Raw genomic sequence first — 14,932 nt, forward strand, 5'->3', positions numbered from 1 at the left:
AAATGGACGCGCCTGTTCAGGAGGTGATCAAGCAGCATCTCATCGACCCCGAAATATGTATTCGCTGCAATACCTGCGAAGAAACATGTCCGGTCGATGCGGTGACGCATGACGGCAACAACTATGTCGTTGACGCCGGCATCTGCAATCACTGCATGGACTGCATTTCGCCCTGTCCCACCGGGTCGATCGACAACTGGCGCGTGGTCACCAGGCCCTATTCGCTGCAGGAGCAGTTTTCCTGGAGCGAACTGCCGACGCAGGAGGATGTCGCCGTCAATGCCGGCGGCGCCGCCGCCATCGATGCGCTGGAGGACGACGTCAGCAAGCTGCTGGAGGAGGCGCGCAAGGGGTTGGGCGGCAAGCCGGTTGCCCCGCATTCCGCCGGCAAGCCGACCGTCAATCTCTACAACCGCGGCAAGCCTGCAACCGCGACCGTGACCGGGAACTTCCGGTTGACCGATGCGGCCTCGGATTCCGACATTCGGCACATCATCCTGGATTTTGGCAATCAGCCGTTTCCGGTTCTGGAAGGCCAAAGCATCGGTATCGTGGTGCCCGGCGTCGACGCCGGCGGCAATGCCCATCATCCGCGGCTGTATTCCGTCGCCAGTTCGCGCGACGGCGAGAAGCGGAACGCCAACAACCTCGCGCTTACCGTGAAGCGGGTAGACGGCGGCTTGTGCTCGAATTATCTCTGCGACCTGCCGCGCGGCGCGAAGATCCAGGTCACCGGTCCCTTTGGCGCGACCTTCCTGATGCCGGACGATCCCGCCGCGAATATCATCATGATCTGTACGGGTACCGGTTCCGCACCGTTCCGCGGCTTCACCGAGCGGCGCCGCCGTGCGATGCCGGACGCCGCGGGCAGGCTGCTGCTGTTCTTTGGCGCGCGGCGGCCCGAAGAATTGCCGTATTTCGGGCCGTTGCAGAAGGTGCCGGAGAAACTGCTCGGAAAATTCTTCTGCTATTCACGCGTGCCGAACGAGCCTCGCGTCTATGTGCAGGATCGTATCCGCTCCGAGGCCGGGGAAATCGCGAAACTGCTCGCCGATTCCAATACACACGTCTATATTTGCGGGCTCAGGGGCATGGAAAGCGGCGTCGACGAAGCTTTCGCCGATGCCTGCCGTGCCGCATCGCTCGACTGGTCGGCGCTGAAACCCGCCATGCGCGAGAGCGGGCGCTATCATGTCGAGACATATTAGCATCTGTTGGTGATGGAAGCCGCGGGTTGCGCCATACAACACCGCCCGACACGGGAGAGCTTGCCATGAACGTCAACATCATGAACGTCGACTACTCCACCAAGATTCCCAACAACGTGAATCTCAGCGAGGACCGGCAGGTGCTCAAGGCGCTGGAGGGCTGGCACCCCGGTTACATGAACTGGTGGGGCGACATGGGCCCGGAAGGCTTCCAGCAGTCGCTGGTCTATCTGCGCACCGCCTATTCGGTCGATCCGCGCGGCTGGGCCAAGTTCGACTACGTCAAGATGCCGGATTACCGCTGGGGCATCCTGCTTGCGCCACAGGAAGAGAATCGCGTCATCCCGTTCGGGGAACATTATGGCGAGCCGGCCTGGCAGGAAGTCCCCGGCGAGCATCGCGCCATGCTGCGCCGCCTGATCGTGATCCAGGGCGACACCGAGCCGGCTTCGGTCGAGCAGCAGCGCCATCTCGGCAAGACCGCGCCCTCGCTCTACGATCTGCGCAACCTGTTCCAGGTCAATGTCGAGGAAGGCCGCCATCTCTGGGCCATGGTCTATCTGCTGCAGAAATATTTCGGCCGCGACGGCCGCGAGGAGGCCGACGATCTGTTGCGCCGGCGCTCCGGCGACGCCGACGCGCCGCGCATGCTGGGCGCCTTCAACGAGGCGACGCCGGACTGGCTGTCGTTCTTCATGTTCACCTATTTCACCGACCGCGACGGCAAGATGCAGTTGCATTCGCTGGCGCAGTCCGGCTTCGATCCGTTGTCGCGCACCTGCCGCTTCATGCTGACCGAAGAGGCGCATCACATGTTCGTCGGCGAGACCGGCATCAGCCGCGTGGTGCAGCGGACCTGCGAAGCCATGAAGGCCGCCGGGATCGGCGACCCTACCGACATCGCCCGGGTCCGCGCGCTCGGGGTGATCGATCTTCCGACCATCCAGAAGAAGCTCAACCTGCATTACACGCTGTCGCTCGACCTGTTCGGCTCGGAGGTGTCGACCAACGCGGCCAACGCCTTCAATGCCGGCATCAAGGGCCGCTATCACGAGACCCAGATCAAGGACGATCACCAACTCAAGAACGACACCTATCCGGTGCTCAAGCTGGTCAACGGCGAGATCAAGCGCGTCGACGAGCCGGCGCTCACCGCGCTCAACATGCGGCTGCGCGACGACTACAGCCAGGACTGCGTCAAGGGCCTGCTGCGCTGGAACAAGATCATCTCGACATCAGGCTACGACTTCAAGCTGACGCTGCCGAACGTCGCGTTCCATCGCCAGATCGGCGAGTTCAAGGACGTCCATGCCACGCCCGACGGCCTCCTGATCGACGACGCCACCTGGAACAAGCGCCGCAACGATTGGCTGCCTTCGCCCGACGACGGCGACTTCATCGCCTCGCTGATGCAGCCGGTGACCGAGATCGGCGGCTTCGCGCCCTGGATCTCGCCGCCCAAGGTCGGCATCGACAACAAGCCCGGCGATTTCGAGTATGTGAAGATCGAGACGTGAGTGAGTTGGCGCATGGCGAGTAGCGAATGGAGGAACTTCCATTCGCCATTCGTTACCCGCCATTCACCCGTCGTCGCCCCTCAGTCCCAGCCCTCGCCCTTGATCCCCGGATTGGCGTAGACGATGCCGCCGTCGACCGCGATGGTGGCGCCGACCACGTAATCGCCGGCGCGCGAGGCGAGATAGATCGCCGCCCCCGCCATGTCCTCGTCGGTGCCGATGCGGCCCGACGGCACCCGCGTCGACACCTCGTCGGCATTGTCGCGCGCCGCCTTGTTCATGTCGGACTTGAACGGCCCCGGCGCGATCGCGGTCACCACGATGTGGTCGCGGATCAGTTTCACCGCCATCCGCCGGGTCAGGTGAATCAGGCCCGCTTTGCTCGCGGCGTAGGAATAGGTCTCCATCGGGTTGACGAAGATGCCGTCGATGGAAGCGATATTGATCACCTTGCCGGGCTTGTCCGCGGTGGCGGCGGCGCGCAAGGGTGCGGCCAGCGCCTTGGTGAGAAAGAACGGCGTCTTGACGTTGAGGTTCATCACCTTGTCCCAGCCGCTCTCCGGAAATTCGTCGAAATCGGCCCCCCAGGCCGCACCCGCATTGTTGACGAGGATGTCGAGCTTCGGTTCGCGCTTCCTGATCTCCGCCGCCAGCATGTCGATGCCGGCCATGGTAGAAATATCGATCGGCAGCGCGATGCATTCGCCGCCATATTCGGCCGAAAGCTGCTTCGCCGTCGCTTCGCAGGCTGCGGCCTTGCGCGCGGTGATGTAGACCTTGGCGGCGCCCTGCGCGAGAAACCCGGCCGCGATCATCTTGCCGATGCCGCGCGATCCCCCGGTCACCAGCGCAATGCGGCCCTTCAGCGAAAACAGATCCTTGAACATGATGCCCTCCCTTCGGTTTGGCCATGGTTCTGGGCGGAAGGTGATTATGTGTCAAGAAAGGGTGCTTAGCTCCGACCTCATCCTGAGGAGCCGCGCTCTTGCGCGGCGTCTCGAAGGACGAGGGCGGCCCATCCTTCGAGACGCGCGCCAGGGCGCGCTCCTCAGGATGAGGTCGGAGCATGCTGGGAGAGGTGCGTAGGACCAAATCACGCCGCGTCGATGCGCCGAAAGCCGTTCCACACCGCGGTGGCCGCGCCTGAGGTCAGCACGGGAAGAATCCGCGCGTCCTGGTAGTTGCCGTTGAGCGAGACCCGCTGCAGCGCGGTCAGGTGATCGGCGCTTTCGGGAAAGATCATGCCCGGCCGCGTCGTCACCGCGGTCTTGAAACCGGCCGCGCGCGCCAGCGCGAATTCGCGCGGGCCGGCCGCGATCCGGTCGCCATAGGGATAGGCGAGATGCAGCACGGGACGCTGCAGCGCGTCTTCGATCCGCGCGCGGCTTACCGCCATTTCACGGCCCGCCGTTTCCTCGGTCTGCCGCGCCAGATTGCAATGGGTGATGGTGTGTGCGCCGATCGTGACCAGCGGCTCGTCGGCGAACGGCTTCAATTCATCCCAGGACATGCAGAGCTCGCGGCAAATCGCGCTCTCGTCGACGCCGTGATGCGCGCACAATGCCGTGATCTCGCGCGCAACGTCGATCTCGCCGGGCAGCGAGCGCAGCCAGTCGTGCATGCGGTCGAACGCCGCCTGCTTGGCGGCCGGGGTGGAAGTATCGAGGCGGGTCGCAACGTCGCCGATCCTGGCCTCGATCGAGGCGGCCTTGGCGATCACCCGCTCCAGCGCCACCCACCATAGCCGCCCGGCGCCTTCGGCGAAATCGCTGGCGACATAGACGGCAAGGGGTGCGTCAAACTCGCGCATCACGGGCAGCGCGAAATCCCGGTTGTCCCGATAGCCGTCGTCGAGGGTGAAGCAGGCGAAACGCCGCGAAAAATTGCGTTCGATCAGCCGCCGGTGCACTTCGTCCATGGTGATGACGTCGACGTCATGCGACTGCAGGTGCATCAGCATCGTGCGCAGGAAGTCGGGGGTGACCTCGAGGTGGTGGTTGGGCTGGAAATCGCCGTCGCGAGCCGGGCGGACGTGGTGCAGCATGAAGATGGCGCCGACGCCCGCGAAGATCGGCCGCATCAGATAATGCGCGCCGGTAAAATACAGTGCTTCCAGGCCAGCCCGGATCACGTTGTTGCGTAGCTGCTTCATTCCAGGTCGGGCCTGTTGGGACGTGCGCCTGAAGCTAGCGGGTGACCGCTGAAGAAACTGTTAGCCGGCGTGCGCCCCGACACCGTACAATTTTCGTGTTATTTCCAGTTTGACAGCCTCGCAAGGGTTTGTTTTCTCTCTGTTCTCCGGTGTGCCGGTGCCCCTTCTTTGTTTCCGAAGTTCGTGTCATGGGGTTGCCGCGATAGCTCACGAATTTCGGAAAATGGGGCGCCAGGCCCCGCAGGACGCCAATGCACGGACTTTTCAGGTGGAGCAGCAAATGGTGGCCGGGCACAATTCCACTGGTCGTCTTTTGGGCCATCGCGGCCTGGACCAGCACCCCGCCGTTGGAAGCCGATCTGGCGGCGCGCTCTAATGCCGCACTCAAGGATACCGTGCTCGACAAGCGGCGGATCGCGGTAGCCGGCCGCGACGTCACCTTTGCGGCCGACGCATTTTCCGAACAAGGCCGTCAGAGCGCGGTGGCGTCGGTCGAAGCCGTGCCGGGTGTGCGGCAGGTCAATGACGAAACCCGGCTGGTCCCCGAGGCCAAGCCGTTCGTCTGGTCGGCCGAACGGGACGTCGTCCGGGTCACATTGGGCGGCAGTTCGCCCCTGCCGGCCAGTAAGGCCAGGTTGTTCGAGGCCGCCCGAACGGCGCTCGGCGGGGTCGAGGTGGTCGACCGGATGAATTTGTCGCGGGGCGCGCCGCCGCGTTTCGACAATGCTGCGCTGCTGCTGCTCGATCAGATCGGGAAATTGAAGGACGGCAAGATCACGATTTCGGACGACAAGGTCAGCCTTTCCGGCATGGCGCGCGACCTCGGCGGCCGGGAAGCCATCGCCGCGGCGCTGAAAAATCTCCCCGAGGGGTTTTCGGTCGCCGCCAACGAGATCAAGGCGCCGCCCTATGTGTTCCAGGCCTACAAGGACCCGGTCGCGGTGACGGTGACGCTGACCGGCTATGTGCCCGACAACAACGTCCATGCGGCGATCGCGGTCGCGGCCGGGCGCAAGTTCTTCAACGAAAAGGTGGTCGACAACCTCAAGGCCAGCGTCGGCGCACCCTCGGGCTTCACCAGCGCGGTGGTGCCGGCGCTGGGGGCGCTGTCACGGCTGTCGACCGGCACGCTGGTGGTGTCCGACCGGGAAGTGAAGCTTTCCGGCGACGCCCTCTACGAAGCCGCCGCGGTCCAGATCCGCGCCGGCCTGGGCAAGGATTTCCCGCAAGGCTGGCAGTTCAAGCCTGAAATTTCGGTCAAGCCCGCGGCGGCGCCGGTGGATGCCACCGTCTGCCAGCAGCTGTTTGCGAACTTGCTGGCCAAGGCGAAAATCCGCTTCGAATCCGGCAGCGACGCCATCAATGCGGATTCGGCGGGACTGCTCGACCGCCTGGTCGAAACCGCGCAGCGCTGTCCGACCGCCAATATCGAGATTGCAGGGCATACCGACGGCGCCGGCGAGACGGCCGCCAACCAGACGCTGTCCGAAAAGCGCGCGCAGGCGGTGATGGATTTTCTGGTCAAGGCGGGCCTGCCCGCCAACCGGTTCACCCCGGTCGGCTACGGCAGCACCCAGCCGGTGGCGTCGAACGATACCGAAGACGGCAAGGCGCAGAACCGCCGCATCGAATTCGTGGTGAGGTAACGCGGATGGCCTATCTCGTGACATTCCACTGGGGCTGGCTGTTGGCGTCGCTGCTGCTGGGCTTTGCCATGGGCTGGATTGCGGTGGTCCAGCGCGGCCAGGGCGTGTCGAAGGTGCTGGCGCGATGGCTGGCGGGATTGGCGGCGGCGCTGGTCGCCGCGGCGGTCGCGCGCGTGATCCCCGGCCGCCCCGGCTATTGGCTCGACCTCGGCCTGGTCATGTTTGCCGTGTATCTGGCCGGCTGCGCGGTGGGATCCTGGCTGCGCGACTGGGTGGTCTCGCGGCCCAAGCCAGCGGCATGATGTCACGAAAATTTCATTGCCGCCGCGCAGTCTCGCAGGCCACCGGATCGGCCGGCCGGAGCGAATACCGCAAAAACTGTCCATCTGGTGTCACGAATTCCCCCTAATATATTGAAGGAACGCGTTTTATTTCGGCTTGCGCGAATTCCACTCCGGCTCAAAACGCGCTACCACTCCAATTCAGGGAGCAGGCGTGGCGCCGGGGCGGCAGAGATCGTCAGGCAGCCGCCGTCGTGGGATCGCAGTTAGAGGTGGAGATGCTGGAAGCAATACGCAGGGCGATCTCGTTTCTGCGCCAGAAGCAAATCCTGCACAAGCTAGGTGTTGTGATCAGCATCACGGTGATCGGCATCGCTTGCTACGTGCTCTATCACATGCTGCGCGGCATCGACACCAACGAGGTGATCGGCGCCATCAAGGCCACCGAGCCGCGCCAGATCGTGCTGGCGGCGCTGTTCGTGGCGGCGGGATATTTCACCCTGACATTCTATGACCTGTTCGCGGTCCGCGCGATCGGCCATTGCGAGGTTCCCTACCGCGTCAACGCGCTCGCCGCGTTTACCTCCTATTCGATCGGGCATAATGTCGGCGCCAGCGTCTTTACCGGCGGCGCGGTGCGCTACCGGATCTATTCCGCATGGGGATTGAATGCGATCGACGTCGCCAAGATCTGCTTCCTGGCCGGCCTGACATTCTGGCTGGGCAATGCCGCGGTGCTCGGGCTCGGCATCGCCTATCATCCGGAAGCCGCAGCCTCGATCGACCAGCTGCCGCCCTGGCTGAACCGGCTGGCCGCGTTCGCCGTCATCATCGGGCTGGTGTCCTATGTGGCCTGGGTCTGGGTGCAACCGAGGGGGGTCGGCCGCGGGCCCTGGACCGTGACGCTGCCGGGCGGGCCGCTGACGCTGCTGCAGATCGCGATCGGCATCGTCGATCTCAGCTTTTGCGCGCTGGCGATGTACGTGCTGGTGCCGGATGAACCCAATGTCGGCTTCGTCGTGGTCGCGGTGATCTTCGTGTCGGCGACGCTTCTGGGCTTCGCCAGCCATTCCCCCGGCGGGCTCGGGGTGTTCGACGCGGCCATGCTGGTCGGCCTGTGGCAGATGGACCGTGAACAACTGCTGGCGGGGATGCTGCTGTTTCGCGTTCTCTATTACCTTGCGCCGTTCGTCATATCTGTAATCCTGCTGACGTTCCGGGAAGTCGTCCTCGGCGCGCGGATGAAGCGGCTGCGCCGGGCGGAGCCCGGCCCCGAGGTGACGCCGAAACACGGGGCGGTATACGCGCGCGAGCGCGGGGAAACCGGAACCACGTGACCTACCCGAACGGGAAGAGAGCCGGCCCGATGGCGTTGCACGATTCTTCTCCTGCTTCCTTTTTCTCGCCGTGGCCGGACCGGCTGCGGCATTCAGCCATCATCCTGCTGGCCGCGGCTCTCGCTCTGACGGTGCTGGTCGTATTCGGCGACCTGGCGCCGTTGCGTGCCGCGGCGGTTTTCTTCTGCATCGGCGCGGCTGCGCTGGTGCCGTGGCGGCTGCATGGCGACGTGGCGTCCCGGGAAGATGTCCGCGCGGCCAATCCGGTCGAAGCCGCAGCCGTCAGCGCCGTCGTCGCCGGCATGCCGGATCCGGCCGTGCTGCTCGACCGCGCCGGCCGCGTCCTCCACCTCAATGCGGCGGCGGCGCAGCTTGCGCCGGCGCTGCGCAAGAACGAGCTCGCGCAATTCGCGCTGCGCTCGCCCGAGATCATCACCGCATTGCGCGAGGCCATCGCCACCACGGAATCCAGGCGCGCGACCTATCTCGATCATGTGCCGGTCGACCGCTGGATGGAGCTGATCATCACCCCGGTGCCGGTGCCGACGCTGTTCGGCGGCACCGAAAAATGCATGCTGATGACGTTCCACGACCAGACGCCGCTGCGCCGGGTCGAGGAGATGCGCGCCGATTTCGTCGCCAATGCCAGCCATGAACTGCGCACGCCGCTGGCGGCGCTGTCGGGCTTCATCGACACGCTGCAGGGCCCGGCCAGGGACGACGCCAAGGCGCGCGAGCGCTTTCTCGGCATCATGCACGCCCAGGCCACGCGGATGGCGCGGCTGATCGACGACCTGTTGTCGCTGTCGCGGGTCGAACTGTCGGCGCATGTCCGCCCCGACACGCTGGTGGATATCGTGCCCATCATCCGTCAGGTCGCGGACGGGCTGGAGCCCTTGGCGCGCGAACGTCAGGTCGCCATCGACATCGACCTGCCGGATACGCCGGTGGTGATCGCCGGCGATCGCGAGGAGCTGCTGCGGCTGTTCGAGAATCTGGTCGAGAACGCGCTGAAATACGGCGCCTCCGGCGGCAAGGTGATCGTCTCGCTGGTCTCGGCGGTGTCGGGCGAAGGCCAGCCGGAAGTCCGGGTCATGGTGCGCGATTTCGGCCCCGGCATCGCGCCGGAACACCTGCCGCGGCTGACCGAGCGGTTCTACCGGGTCGATGTCGGCGACAGCCGCGCCCAGGGCGGTACCGGGCTTGGTTTATCGCTGGTGAAACATATTCTTAACCGCCATCGCGGCCGACTGTTGATCGAAAGCGTGCCCAAGCAGGGCGCCACCTTTACCGCCGCTTTTCCCCAGTCGAAGACTTCGGAATCGGCATAAATACAAGCGATTTCAATTGCTTGTCACTGTCATCCAACTGTCACGAAAGCTTCGTAAAAGCAAACGTGTACCGATCCTAAACGGACCGGCGTGAGCGCAGTCGGGCGCGTCAGGCGCTTCGCTCACCCATATGGAGACAGCCATGAATTTCATGAAAGCGATCGTCGCTGCCGGCCTGGTCGCCGCATCGACGTCGGCATTCGCCGCCGACATCACGGGCGCGGGCGCTACGTTCCCGTTCCCGCTCTATTCGAAATGGGCCGACGCCTACAAGAAGGAGACCGGCAACGGCCTGAACTATCAGTCGATCGGCTCCGGCGCCGGCATCAAGCAGATCGTGGCCAAGACCGTGACGTTCGGTGCCAGCGACATGCCGCTGAAGCCGGAGCAGCTCGAAAAGGAGGGGATGATTCAATGGCCGCAGGCGATGGGCGCCCTGGTGCCGGTCGTGAACCTCGAAGGCATCAAGCCGGGTGAGCTGGTGTTTTCCGGCGAACTGCTCGGCGACATCTATCTGGGCAAGGTCAAGACCTGGAACGACCCCGCGATTGCCAAGCTCAATCCGAAGCTGAAGCTGCCCAGCGACGCCATCACCGTGGTGCGCCGCTCGGACGGCTCCGGCACCACGTTCCTCTGGACGGACTATCTCTCAAAGACCAACGCCGAGTGGAAGGCCAAGGCAGGTTCCGGCACCGCCGTCGAGTGGCCGACCGGCGTCGGCGCCAAGGGCAATGAAGGCGTCGCCGGCAATGTCAGCCAGACCAAGAATTCGATCGGCTATGTCGAATACGCCTATGCCAAGCAGAACAAGCTGACCTACGGCGCTGTCATCAACAAGGCCGGCAAGACCGTGCAGCCGACCGTTGCGGCATTCCAGGCTGCGGCGGCCAATGCCGACTGGGCCGGTGCCAAGAACTACTTCGTGATCCTGACCGACCAGCCCGGCGAAGCCTCATGGCCGATCACCGGCGCGACCTTCATCCTGATGCACAAGGAGCCCACCGACAAGGCGGCTTCGGGCGAAGCCATCAAGTTCTTCAAATGGGCCTTCGCCAAGGGCGCCAAGATGGCCGAGGAACTCGACTACATTCCGATGCCGGACTCCGTGGTCAAGCTGATCGAGAAGACCTGGTCGGCCGACATCAAGAGCTGAAGTGTTTCCGGAGGAGAGGTCCGCCTCTCCTCCGTCCTCTTCTGCCGGCGGCATCAGGCTCTGGCCGGCTCATGTCGAGTAGCATAAAGTGCAAAAGGGGATTGGCGTGGCAGACATGGCCGTTCAGAGCGATGTGATGGAAGCCAGCGGGCCTTACGATCGCGCCAGAGCCCTCAACGCGTTCAAATTCGGCGACGTCACCTTCTACTGGATCACCCGTGCCTGCGCGATCTCGGTGCTCCTGATCCTCGGCGGCATCATCCTGTCGCTGATCGCGGGCGCATGGCCTGCGATGAAGCAGTACGGTTTTTCCTTCCTGTTCACCGCGCGCTGGGCGCCGTCGGCCGACCCGCCGGTGCTCGGCGCGCTCGGTCCGATCTACGGCACGCTGGTCACCTCGGTCATCGCAATGCTGATCGCGATTCCGGTGGGGCTCGGCATTGCGATCTTCCTCACCGAGCTCTGTCCGCAATGGCTGCGCCGCCCGATCGGCATCGCCGTAGAGCTGCTCGCCGGCATCCCCTCGATCATCTACGGCATGTGGGGGTTCTTCGTGCTCGGCCCGTTCCTGGCCGATAGCTTCCAGCCGTTCATGATCCGCCTGTTCGACGGCGTCCCGGTGCTCGGCTCGATTTTCGCCGGCCCGCCGTCCTATCTCAGTCTGTTCAACGCGGCGCTGATTCTCGCGATCATGGTGCTGCCCTTCATCACCGCGATTTCGGTCGACGTATTCAAGACGGTGCCGCCGGTGTTGAAGGAAGCCGCCTACGGCGTCGGCTGCACCACCTGGGAAGTCGTCCGCAACGTGGTCATTCCCTACACCCGGGTCGGCGTGATCGGCGGCATCATGCTGGCGCTCGGCCGCGCGCTCGGCGAAACCATGGCGGTGACCTTCATCATCGGCAATGCCTTCCGCATCACGGGTTCGGTGTTTTCTCCGGGCACCACGATCTCGGCGGCGATCGCATCCGAATTCGCCGAGAGCGACGGGTTGCATCAGTCCGGCCTGATCATGCTCGGCCTGTTGTTGTTCGTATTGACCTTCTTGGTGCTGGCCTCGGCGCGGCTGATGCTGATGCGGCTGGAAAAGAAGGCGGGGAACTGACCATGAACCCGATTTACGTCCGCCGCCGCCGCTTCGATGTCGTTATCAAGTTCCTGTGCCTCGGCGCGGCAATCTTCGGCGTCACCTGGCTGGCCTTGATCCTGTTCACGCTGTTCTACAACGGCCTTGCCGGGCTCAATTGGCAGATCTTCACCCAGAACACCCCGCCGCCGGGGTCGACCGAAGGCGGTCTTCTCAACGCCATCACCGGTTCGATCATCATGACCGTGATCGGGGTCGGCATCGGCGCGCCGCTCGGCCTGTTCGCCGGCACCTATCTGGCCGAGTACGGCAGGAACGACCGGCTCACCTCGGTGATCCGCTTCATCAACGATATCCTCTTGAGCGCGCCCTCGATCATCATCGGCCTGTTCATCTACGGCGCCATCGTGGTGCCGATGGGCGGGTTCTCGGCCTTCGCCGGCTGCCTGGCGCTCGCCGTGATCGTCATTCCCGTGGTGGTGCGCACCACCGAGGACATGCTGCTCCTGGTGCCCAATCCGCTGCGCGAGGCGGCAAGCGCGCTGGGCCTGCCGCGTTCGCTGGTCATCAAGCGTATCGCCTACCGCGCCGCGCGCGCCGGCCTGATCACCGGCGTATTGCTGGCCACCGCCCGCGTCGCCGGCGAAACCGCGCCCTTGCTGTTCACCGCGCTCTCCAACCAGTTCTTCAGTCTGGATCTGACCAAGACCATGGCCAACCTGCCGGTCACCATCAACAACTTCGTGCAGAGCCCCTACGTCTACTGGAAGCAGCTCGCCTGGAGCGGGGCCCTGCTGATCACCCTGACCGTACTTGCCCTGAATATTGGCGCACGCATTCTCGGCGCCGAGAGGACCGCGAAATGAACGATCTTTCCGTATCGATGAGTACTGCGGGCGGACCCGTCCCGTCGGTGGTGTTGCCCGAGGCGCCGGCCAAGATTACCGCGCGCGGTCTGAATTTCTACTATGGCGAGCACCACGCGCTGAAGGACATCAACATCGCGCTCGGCACCCACCGCGTCACCGCCTTCATCGGGCCGTCCGGCTGCGGCAAGTCGACCCTGCTGCGGATCTTCAACCGGATGTACGATTTGTATCCGGGGCAACGCGCCACCGGCCAGGTGATGCTGGACCAGACCAACATCCTCGATCCCAGGCTCGATCTCAACCTGCTGCGGGCGCGCGTCGGCATGGTGTTCCAGAAGCCGACGCCGTTTCCGATGACGATCTACGAGAACATCGCGTTCGGCATCCGGCTCTATGAGAAGATCTCCAAATCGGAAATGGACGGCCGGGTCGAAAAGGCGCTGCGCGGCGGCGCGCTGTGGAACGAGGTCAAGGACAAGCTCAACGCCTCCGGTCTCAGCCTGTCCGGCGGCCAGCAGCAGCGGCTCTGCATCGCCCGCACCGTGGCGGTGCGGCCCGAGGTGATCCTGTTCGACGAGCCGTGCTCGGCGCTCGATCCGATTTCGACCGCCAAGATCGAGGAACTGATCACGGAACTGGCGGAGGACTACACCATCGCCATCGTCACCCATAATATGCAGCAGGCCGCGCGCGTCTCCGACAAGACCGCCTTCATGTATCTGGGCGAACTGGTCGAATTCGACGACACCAACAAGATCTTCACTTCGCCAAGCGACCGGCGCACCCAGGACTACATCACCGGCCGGTTCGGCTGAGGAGAGAAAAATGGCTTCTGAACACACCGCCAAGGCGTTCGACAGCGATCTGCAGGAATTGACCCGGCTGGTCTCGGAGATGGGCGGTCTCACCGAGCGCATGATCGTCGACTCCGTCGACGCGCTGATCCGCCGGGATGTCGCGCTCGGCAAGCGCGTCGTCGCCGCCGACGCCGAAATCGACCACCTGCAGCACGTCATCGAGGAACGCGCGGTGCTGACCATCGCCCGGCGTCAGCCGATGGCGGTGGACCTGCGCGAGATCGTCGGCGCCATGCGGGTCGCCATCGATCTGGAGCGGATCGGCGACCTCGCCAAGAACATCGGCAAGCGGGTCTCGGCGCTGGAGAGCGATTTCCAGCCCCTGAAACTGATCCGCGGCCTCGAGCACATGACCGACCTCGTGCAGGGCCAAATCAAATCCGTGCTCGACGCCTATGCGGCGCACGACCTGCCGGCGGCGATGAGCGTGTGGAAGGGCGACGAGGAGGTCGACGCCATCTGCACCTCGCTGTTCCGCGAGCTCCTGACCTACATGATGGAAGATCCGCGCAATATTTCGTTCTGCATCCATCTGATGTTCTGTGCCAAGAACATCGAGCGGATCGGCGATCACGCCACCAATATCGCGGAAACCGTGTTCTACATGATCGAAGGCCAGCAGATGGTCGACAAGCGCCCGAAAGGCGACATGACGACCTTTGCCGCGACCGTGCCGGACTGAAAGAGCGTCGCGTGAAGCGAATATCACAACAGAGAAGGCCAGGAATATGAGCGCGCGCATTATGGTGGTGGAAGACGAGGAAGCGCTCACCACGCTGTTGCGCTACAACCTCGATGCCGAAGGCTACGACGTCGAAACCGTCGGGCGCGGCGACGACGCCGACACGAGGCTGAAGGAGCGCGTGCCCGATCTGGTCGTGCTCGACTGGATGCTGCCCGGCCTGTCCGGCATCGAACTGTGCCGCCGCCTGCGGGCGCGGCCGGAGACGCGGCAGCTGCCGATCATCATGCTGACCGCGCGCGGCGAGGAGAGCGAGCGCGTGCGCGGGCTCGCCACCGGTGCCGACGATTACATCGTAAAACCCTTTTCGGTGCCGGAATTGCTGGCGCGGGTGAAGGGCCTGTTGCGCCGCGCCAGTCCCGAGCGGCTGGCCACCGTGCTGACCTATGGCGACCTCGAACTCGACCGCGAAAAGCGCCGCGTCGCGCGCTCCGGCCGCCCGATCGATCTCGGCCCGACCGAGTATCGCCTGCTGGAATTTTTCCTCGAGCATCCCGGGAGAGTGTTCAGCCGCGAGCAGCTGCTCGACAGCGTCTGGGGCCGCGACATCTATATCGACGAGCGCACCGTCGACGTGCACATCGGCCGCCTGCGCAAACTGCTCAACCCCGGCCGCGAGCAGGACCCGATCCGCACCGTCCGCGGCGCGGGTTATGCGCTGGACGACAGGTTCGCCAAGGCGGAGTAATTCCCAGCCGTCGTCCTCGCGAAAGCGAGGACCCAAAACCACCGATGTTGATTGTTTGAAAAGC

Annotated in this window: 14 protein-coding genes; 12 read left to right on the forward strand and 2 right to left on the reverse strand. The window is 64.3% G+C overall.

The window, feature by feature from the left end; all coding sequences use genetic code 11:
* The first annotated feature begins 2 nt into the window (after positions 1 to 2).
* Complete coding sequence (gene boxA / locus KMZ68_RS03465; RefSeq protein WP_215614505.1) at positions 3 to 1,208, forward strand: benzoyl-CoA 2,3-epoxidase subunit BoxA; 1,206 nt, start codon at positions 3 to 5, stop codon at positions 1,206 to 1,208.
* A gap of 65 nt (positions 1,209 to 1,273) precedes the next feature.
* On the forward strand, positions 1,274 to 2,725 hold the full coding sequence (boxB, locus tag KMZ68_RS03470) for a benzoyl-CoA 2,3-epoxidase subunit BoxB (RefSeq protein ID WP_215614506.1): 1,452 nt from the start codon (positions 1,274 to 1,276) through the stop codon (positions 2,723 to 2,725).
* Positions 2,726 to 2,805: 80 nt separating this feature from the next.
* On the opposite strand, the gene KMZ68_RS03475 is transcribed toward boxB, so the two are convergent.
* Both KMZ68_RS03475 and KMZ68_RS03480 read right to left on the reverse strand, forming a co-directional pair.
* Complete coding sequence (locus KMZ68_RS03475) at positions 2,806 to 3,612, reverse strand: SDR family oxidoreductase (RefSeq protein ID WP_215614507.1); 807 nt, start codon at positions 3,610 to 3,612, stop codon at positions 2,806 to 2,808.
* Positions 3,613 to 3,818: 206 nt separating this feature from the next.
* A complete protein-coding gene (locus KMZ68_RS03480; protein WP_215614508.1) occupies positions 3,819 to 4,877 on the reverse strand; it encodes a polysaccharide deacetylase family protein in 1,059 nt (352 codons plus the stop codon).
* A gap of 251 nt (positions 4,878 to 5,128) precedes the next feature.
* On the opposite strand from KMZ68_RS03480, the gene KMZ68_RS03485 reads away from it, so the two are divergent.
* From KMZ68_RS03485 to phoB, 10 genes are all read left to right on the forward strand, one after another.
* Entirely contained in the window at positions 5,129 to 6,523 is a 1,395-nt protein-coding gene (locus tag KMZ68_RS03485) for an OmpA family protein (RefSeq protein WP_215614509.1), read from the forward strand.
* Between the two features lie 5 nt (positions 6,524 to 6,528).
* Positions 6,529 to 6,825: a hypothetical protein gene (locus KMZ68_RS03490; protein ID WP_215614510.1), complete on the forward strand. Its 297-nt coding sequence runs from the start codon at positions 6,529 to 6,531 to the stop codon at positions 6,823 to 6,825.
* A gap of 257 nt (positions 6,826 to 7,082) precedes the next feature.
* The gene (locus KMZ68_RS03495; RefSeq protein ID WP_215614511.1) at positions 7,083 to 8,141 is read left to right on the forward strand and encodes a lysylphosphatidylglycerol synthase domain-containing protein; all 1,059 of its coding nucleotides are present in this window, start codon (positions 7,083 to 7,085) and stop codon (positions 8,139 to 8,141) included.
* Between the two features lie 29 nt (positions 8,142 to 8,170).
* The gene (locus KMZ68_RS03500; protein WP_215614512.1) at positions 8,171 to 9,472 is read left to right on the forward strand and encodes an ATP-binding protein; all 1,302 of its coding nucleotides are present in this window, start codon (positions 8,171 to 8,173) and stop codon (positions 9,470 to 9,472) included.
* Positions 9,473 to 9,614: 142 nt separating this feature from the next.
* The gene (gene pstS, locus KMZ68_RS03505) at positions 9,615 to 10,625 is read left to right on the forward strand and encodes a phosphate ABC transporter substrate-binding protein PstS (protein WP_215614513.1); all 1,011 of its coding nucleotides are present in this window, start codon (positions 9,615 to 9,617) and stop codon (positions 10,623 to 10,625) included.
* Between the two features lie 106 nt (positions 10,626 to 10,731).
* Positions 10,732 to 11,730, forward strand: a complete 999-nt coding sequence (pstC, locus tag KMZ68_RS03510; protein WP_215614514.1) for a phosphate ABC transporter permease subunit PstC — start codon at positions 10,732 to 10,734, stop codon at positions 11,728 to 11,730.
* 2 nt (positions 11,731 to 11,732) lie between these two features.
* A complete protein-coding gene (pstA, locus tag KMZ68_RS03515; RefSeq protein WP_215614515.1) occupies positions 11,733 to 12,578 on the forward strand; it encodes a phosphate ABC transporter permease PstA in 846 nt (281 codons plus the stop codon).
* Positions 12,575 to 13,396, forward strand: coding sequence for a phosphate ABC transporter ATP-binding protein PstB (gene pstB / locus KMZ68_RS03520; RefSeq protein WP_215614516.1), 822 nt, complete (start codon positions 12,575 to 12,577; stop codon positions 13,394 to 13,396). Before pstA ends, pstB begins: the two co-directional genes overlap by 4 nt.
* 10 nt (positions 13,397 to 13,406) lie before the next feature.
* The gene (gene phoU, locus KMZ68_RS03525) at positions 13,407 to 14,120 is read left to right on the forward strand and encodes a phosphate signaling complex protein PhoU (RefSeq protein WP_215614517.1); all 714 of its coding nucleotides are present in this window, start codon (positions 13,407 to 13,409) and stop codon (positions 14,118 to 14,120) included.
* 46 nt (positions 14,121 to 14,166) lie between these two features.
* Positions 14,167 to 14,868 carry a phosphate regulon transcriptional regulator PhoB gene (gene phoB, locus KMZ68_RS03530; RefSeq protein ID WP_215604705.1) on the forward strand — a complete coding sequence of 234 codons (702 nt, stop codon included), beginning with the start codon at positions 14,167 to 14,169 and terminating at the stop codon, positions 14,866 to 14,868.
* Positions 14,869 to 14,932 lie beyond the last annotated feature (64 nt).

The organism is Bradyrhizobium sediminis (assembly GCF_018736105.1).
Taxonomy (GTDB): domain Bacteria; phylum Pseudomonadota; class Alphaproteobacteria; order Rhizobiales; family Xanthobacteraceae; genus Bradyrhizobium.

Coding starts and splice junctions, on each gene's coding strand:
- boxA (WP_215614505.1), top strand. CDS start 3: ATGGACGCGCCTGTTCAGGAGGTGATCAAGCAGCATCTCATCGACCCC.
- boxB (WP_215614506.1), top strand. CDS start 1,274: ATGAACGTCAACATCATGAACGTCGACTACTCCACCAAGATTCCCAAC.
- KMZ68_RS03475 (WP_215614507.1), bottom strand. CDS start 3,612: ATGTTCAAGGATCTGTTTTCGCTGAAGGGCCGCATTGCGCTGGTGACC.
- KMZ68_RS03480 (WP_215614508.1), bottom strand. CDS start 4,877: ATGAAGCAGCTACGCAACAACGTGATCCGGGCTGGCCTGGAAGCACTG.
- KMZ68_RS03485 (WP_215614509.1), top strand. CDS start 5,129: ATGCACGGACTTTTCAGGTGGAGCAGCAAATGGTGGCCGGGCACAATT.
- KMZ68_RS03490 (WP_215614510.1), top strand. CDS start 6,529: ATGGCCTATCTCGTGACATTCCACTGGGGCTGGCTGTTGGCGTCGCTG.
- KMZ68_RS03495 (WP_215614511.1), top strand. CDS start 7,083: ATGCTGGAAGCAATACGCAGGGCGATCTCGTTTCTGCGCCAGAAGCAA.
- KMZ68_RS03500 (WP_215614512.1), top strand. CDS start 8,171: ATGGCGTTGCACGATTCTTCTCCTGCTTCCTTTTTCTCGCCGTGGCCG.
- pstS (WP_215614513.1), top strand. CDS start 9,615: ATGAATTTCATGAAAGCGATCGTCGCTGCCGGCCTGGTCGCCGCATCG.
- pstA (WP_215614515.1), top strand. CDS start 11,733: ATGAACCCGATTTACGTCCGCCGCCGCCGCTTCGATGTCGTTATCAAG.
- pstB (WP_215614516.1), top strand. CDS start 12,575: ATGAACGATCTTTCCGTATCGATGAGTACTGCGGGCGGACCCGTCCCG.
- phoU (WP_215614517.1), top strand. CDS start 13,407: ATGGCTTCTGAACACACCGCCAAGGCGTTCGACAGCGATCTGCAGGAA.
- phoB (WP_215604705.1), top strand. CDS start 14,167: ATGAGCGCGCGCATTATGGTGGTGGAAGACGAGGAAGCGCTCACCACG.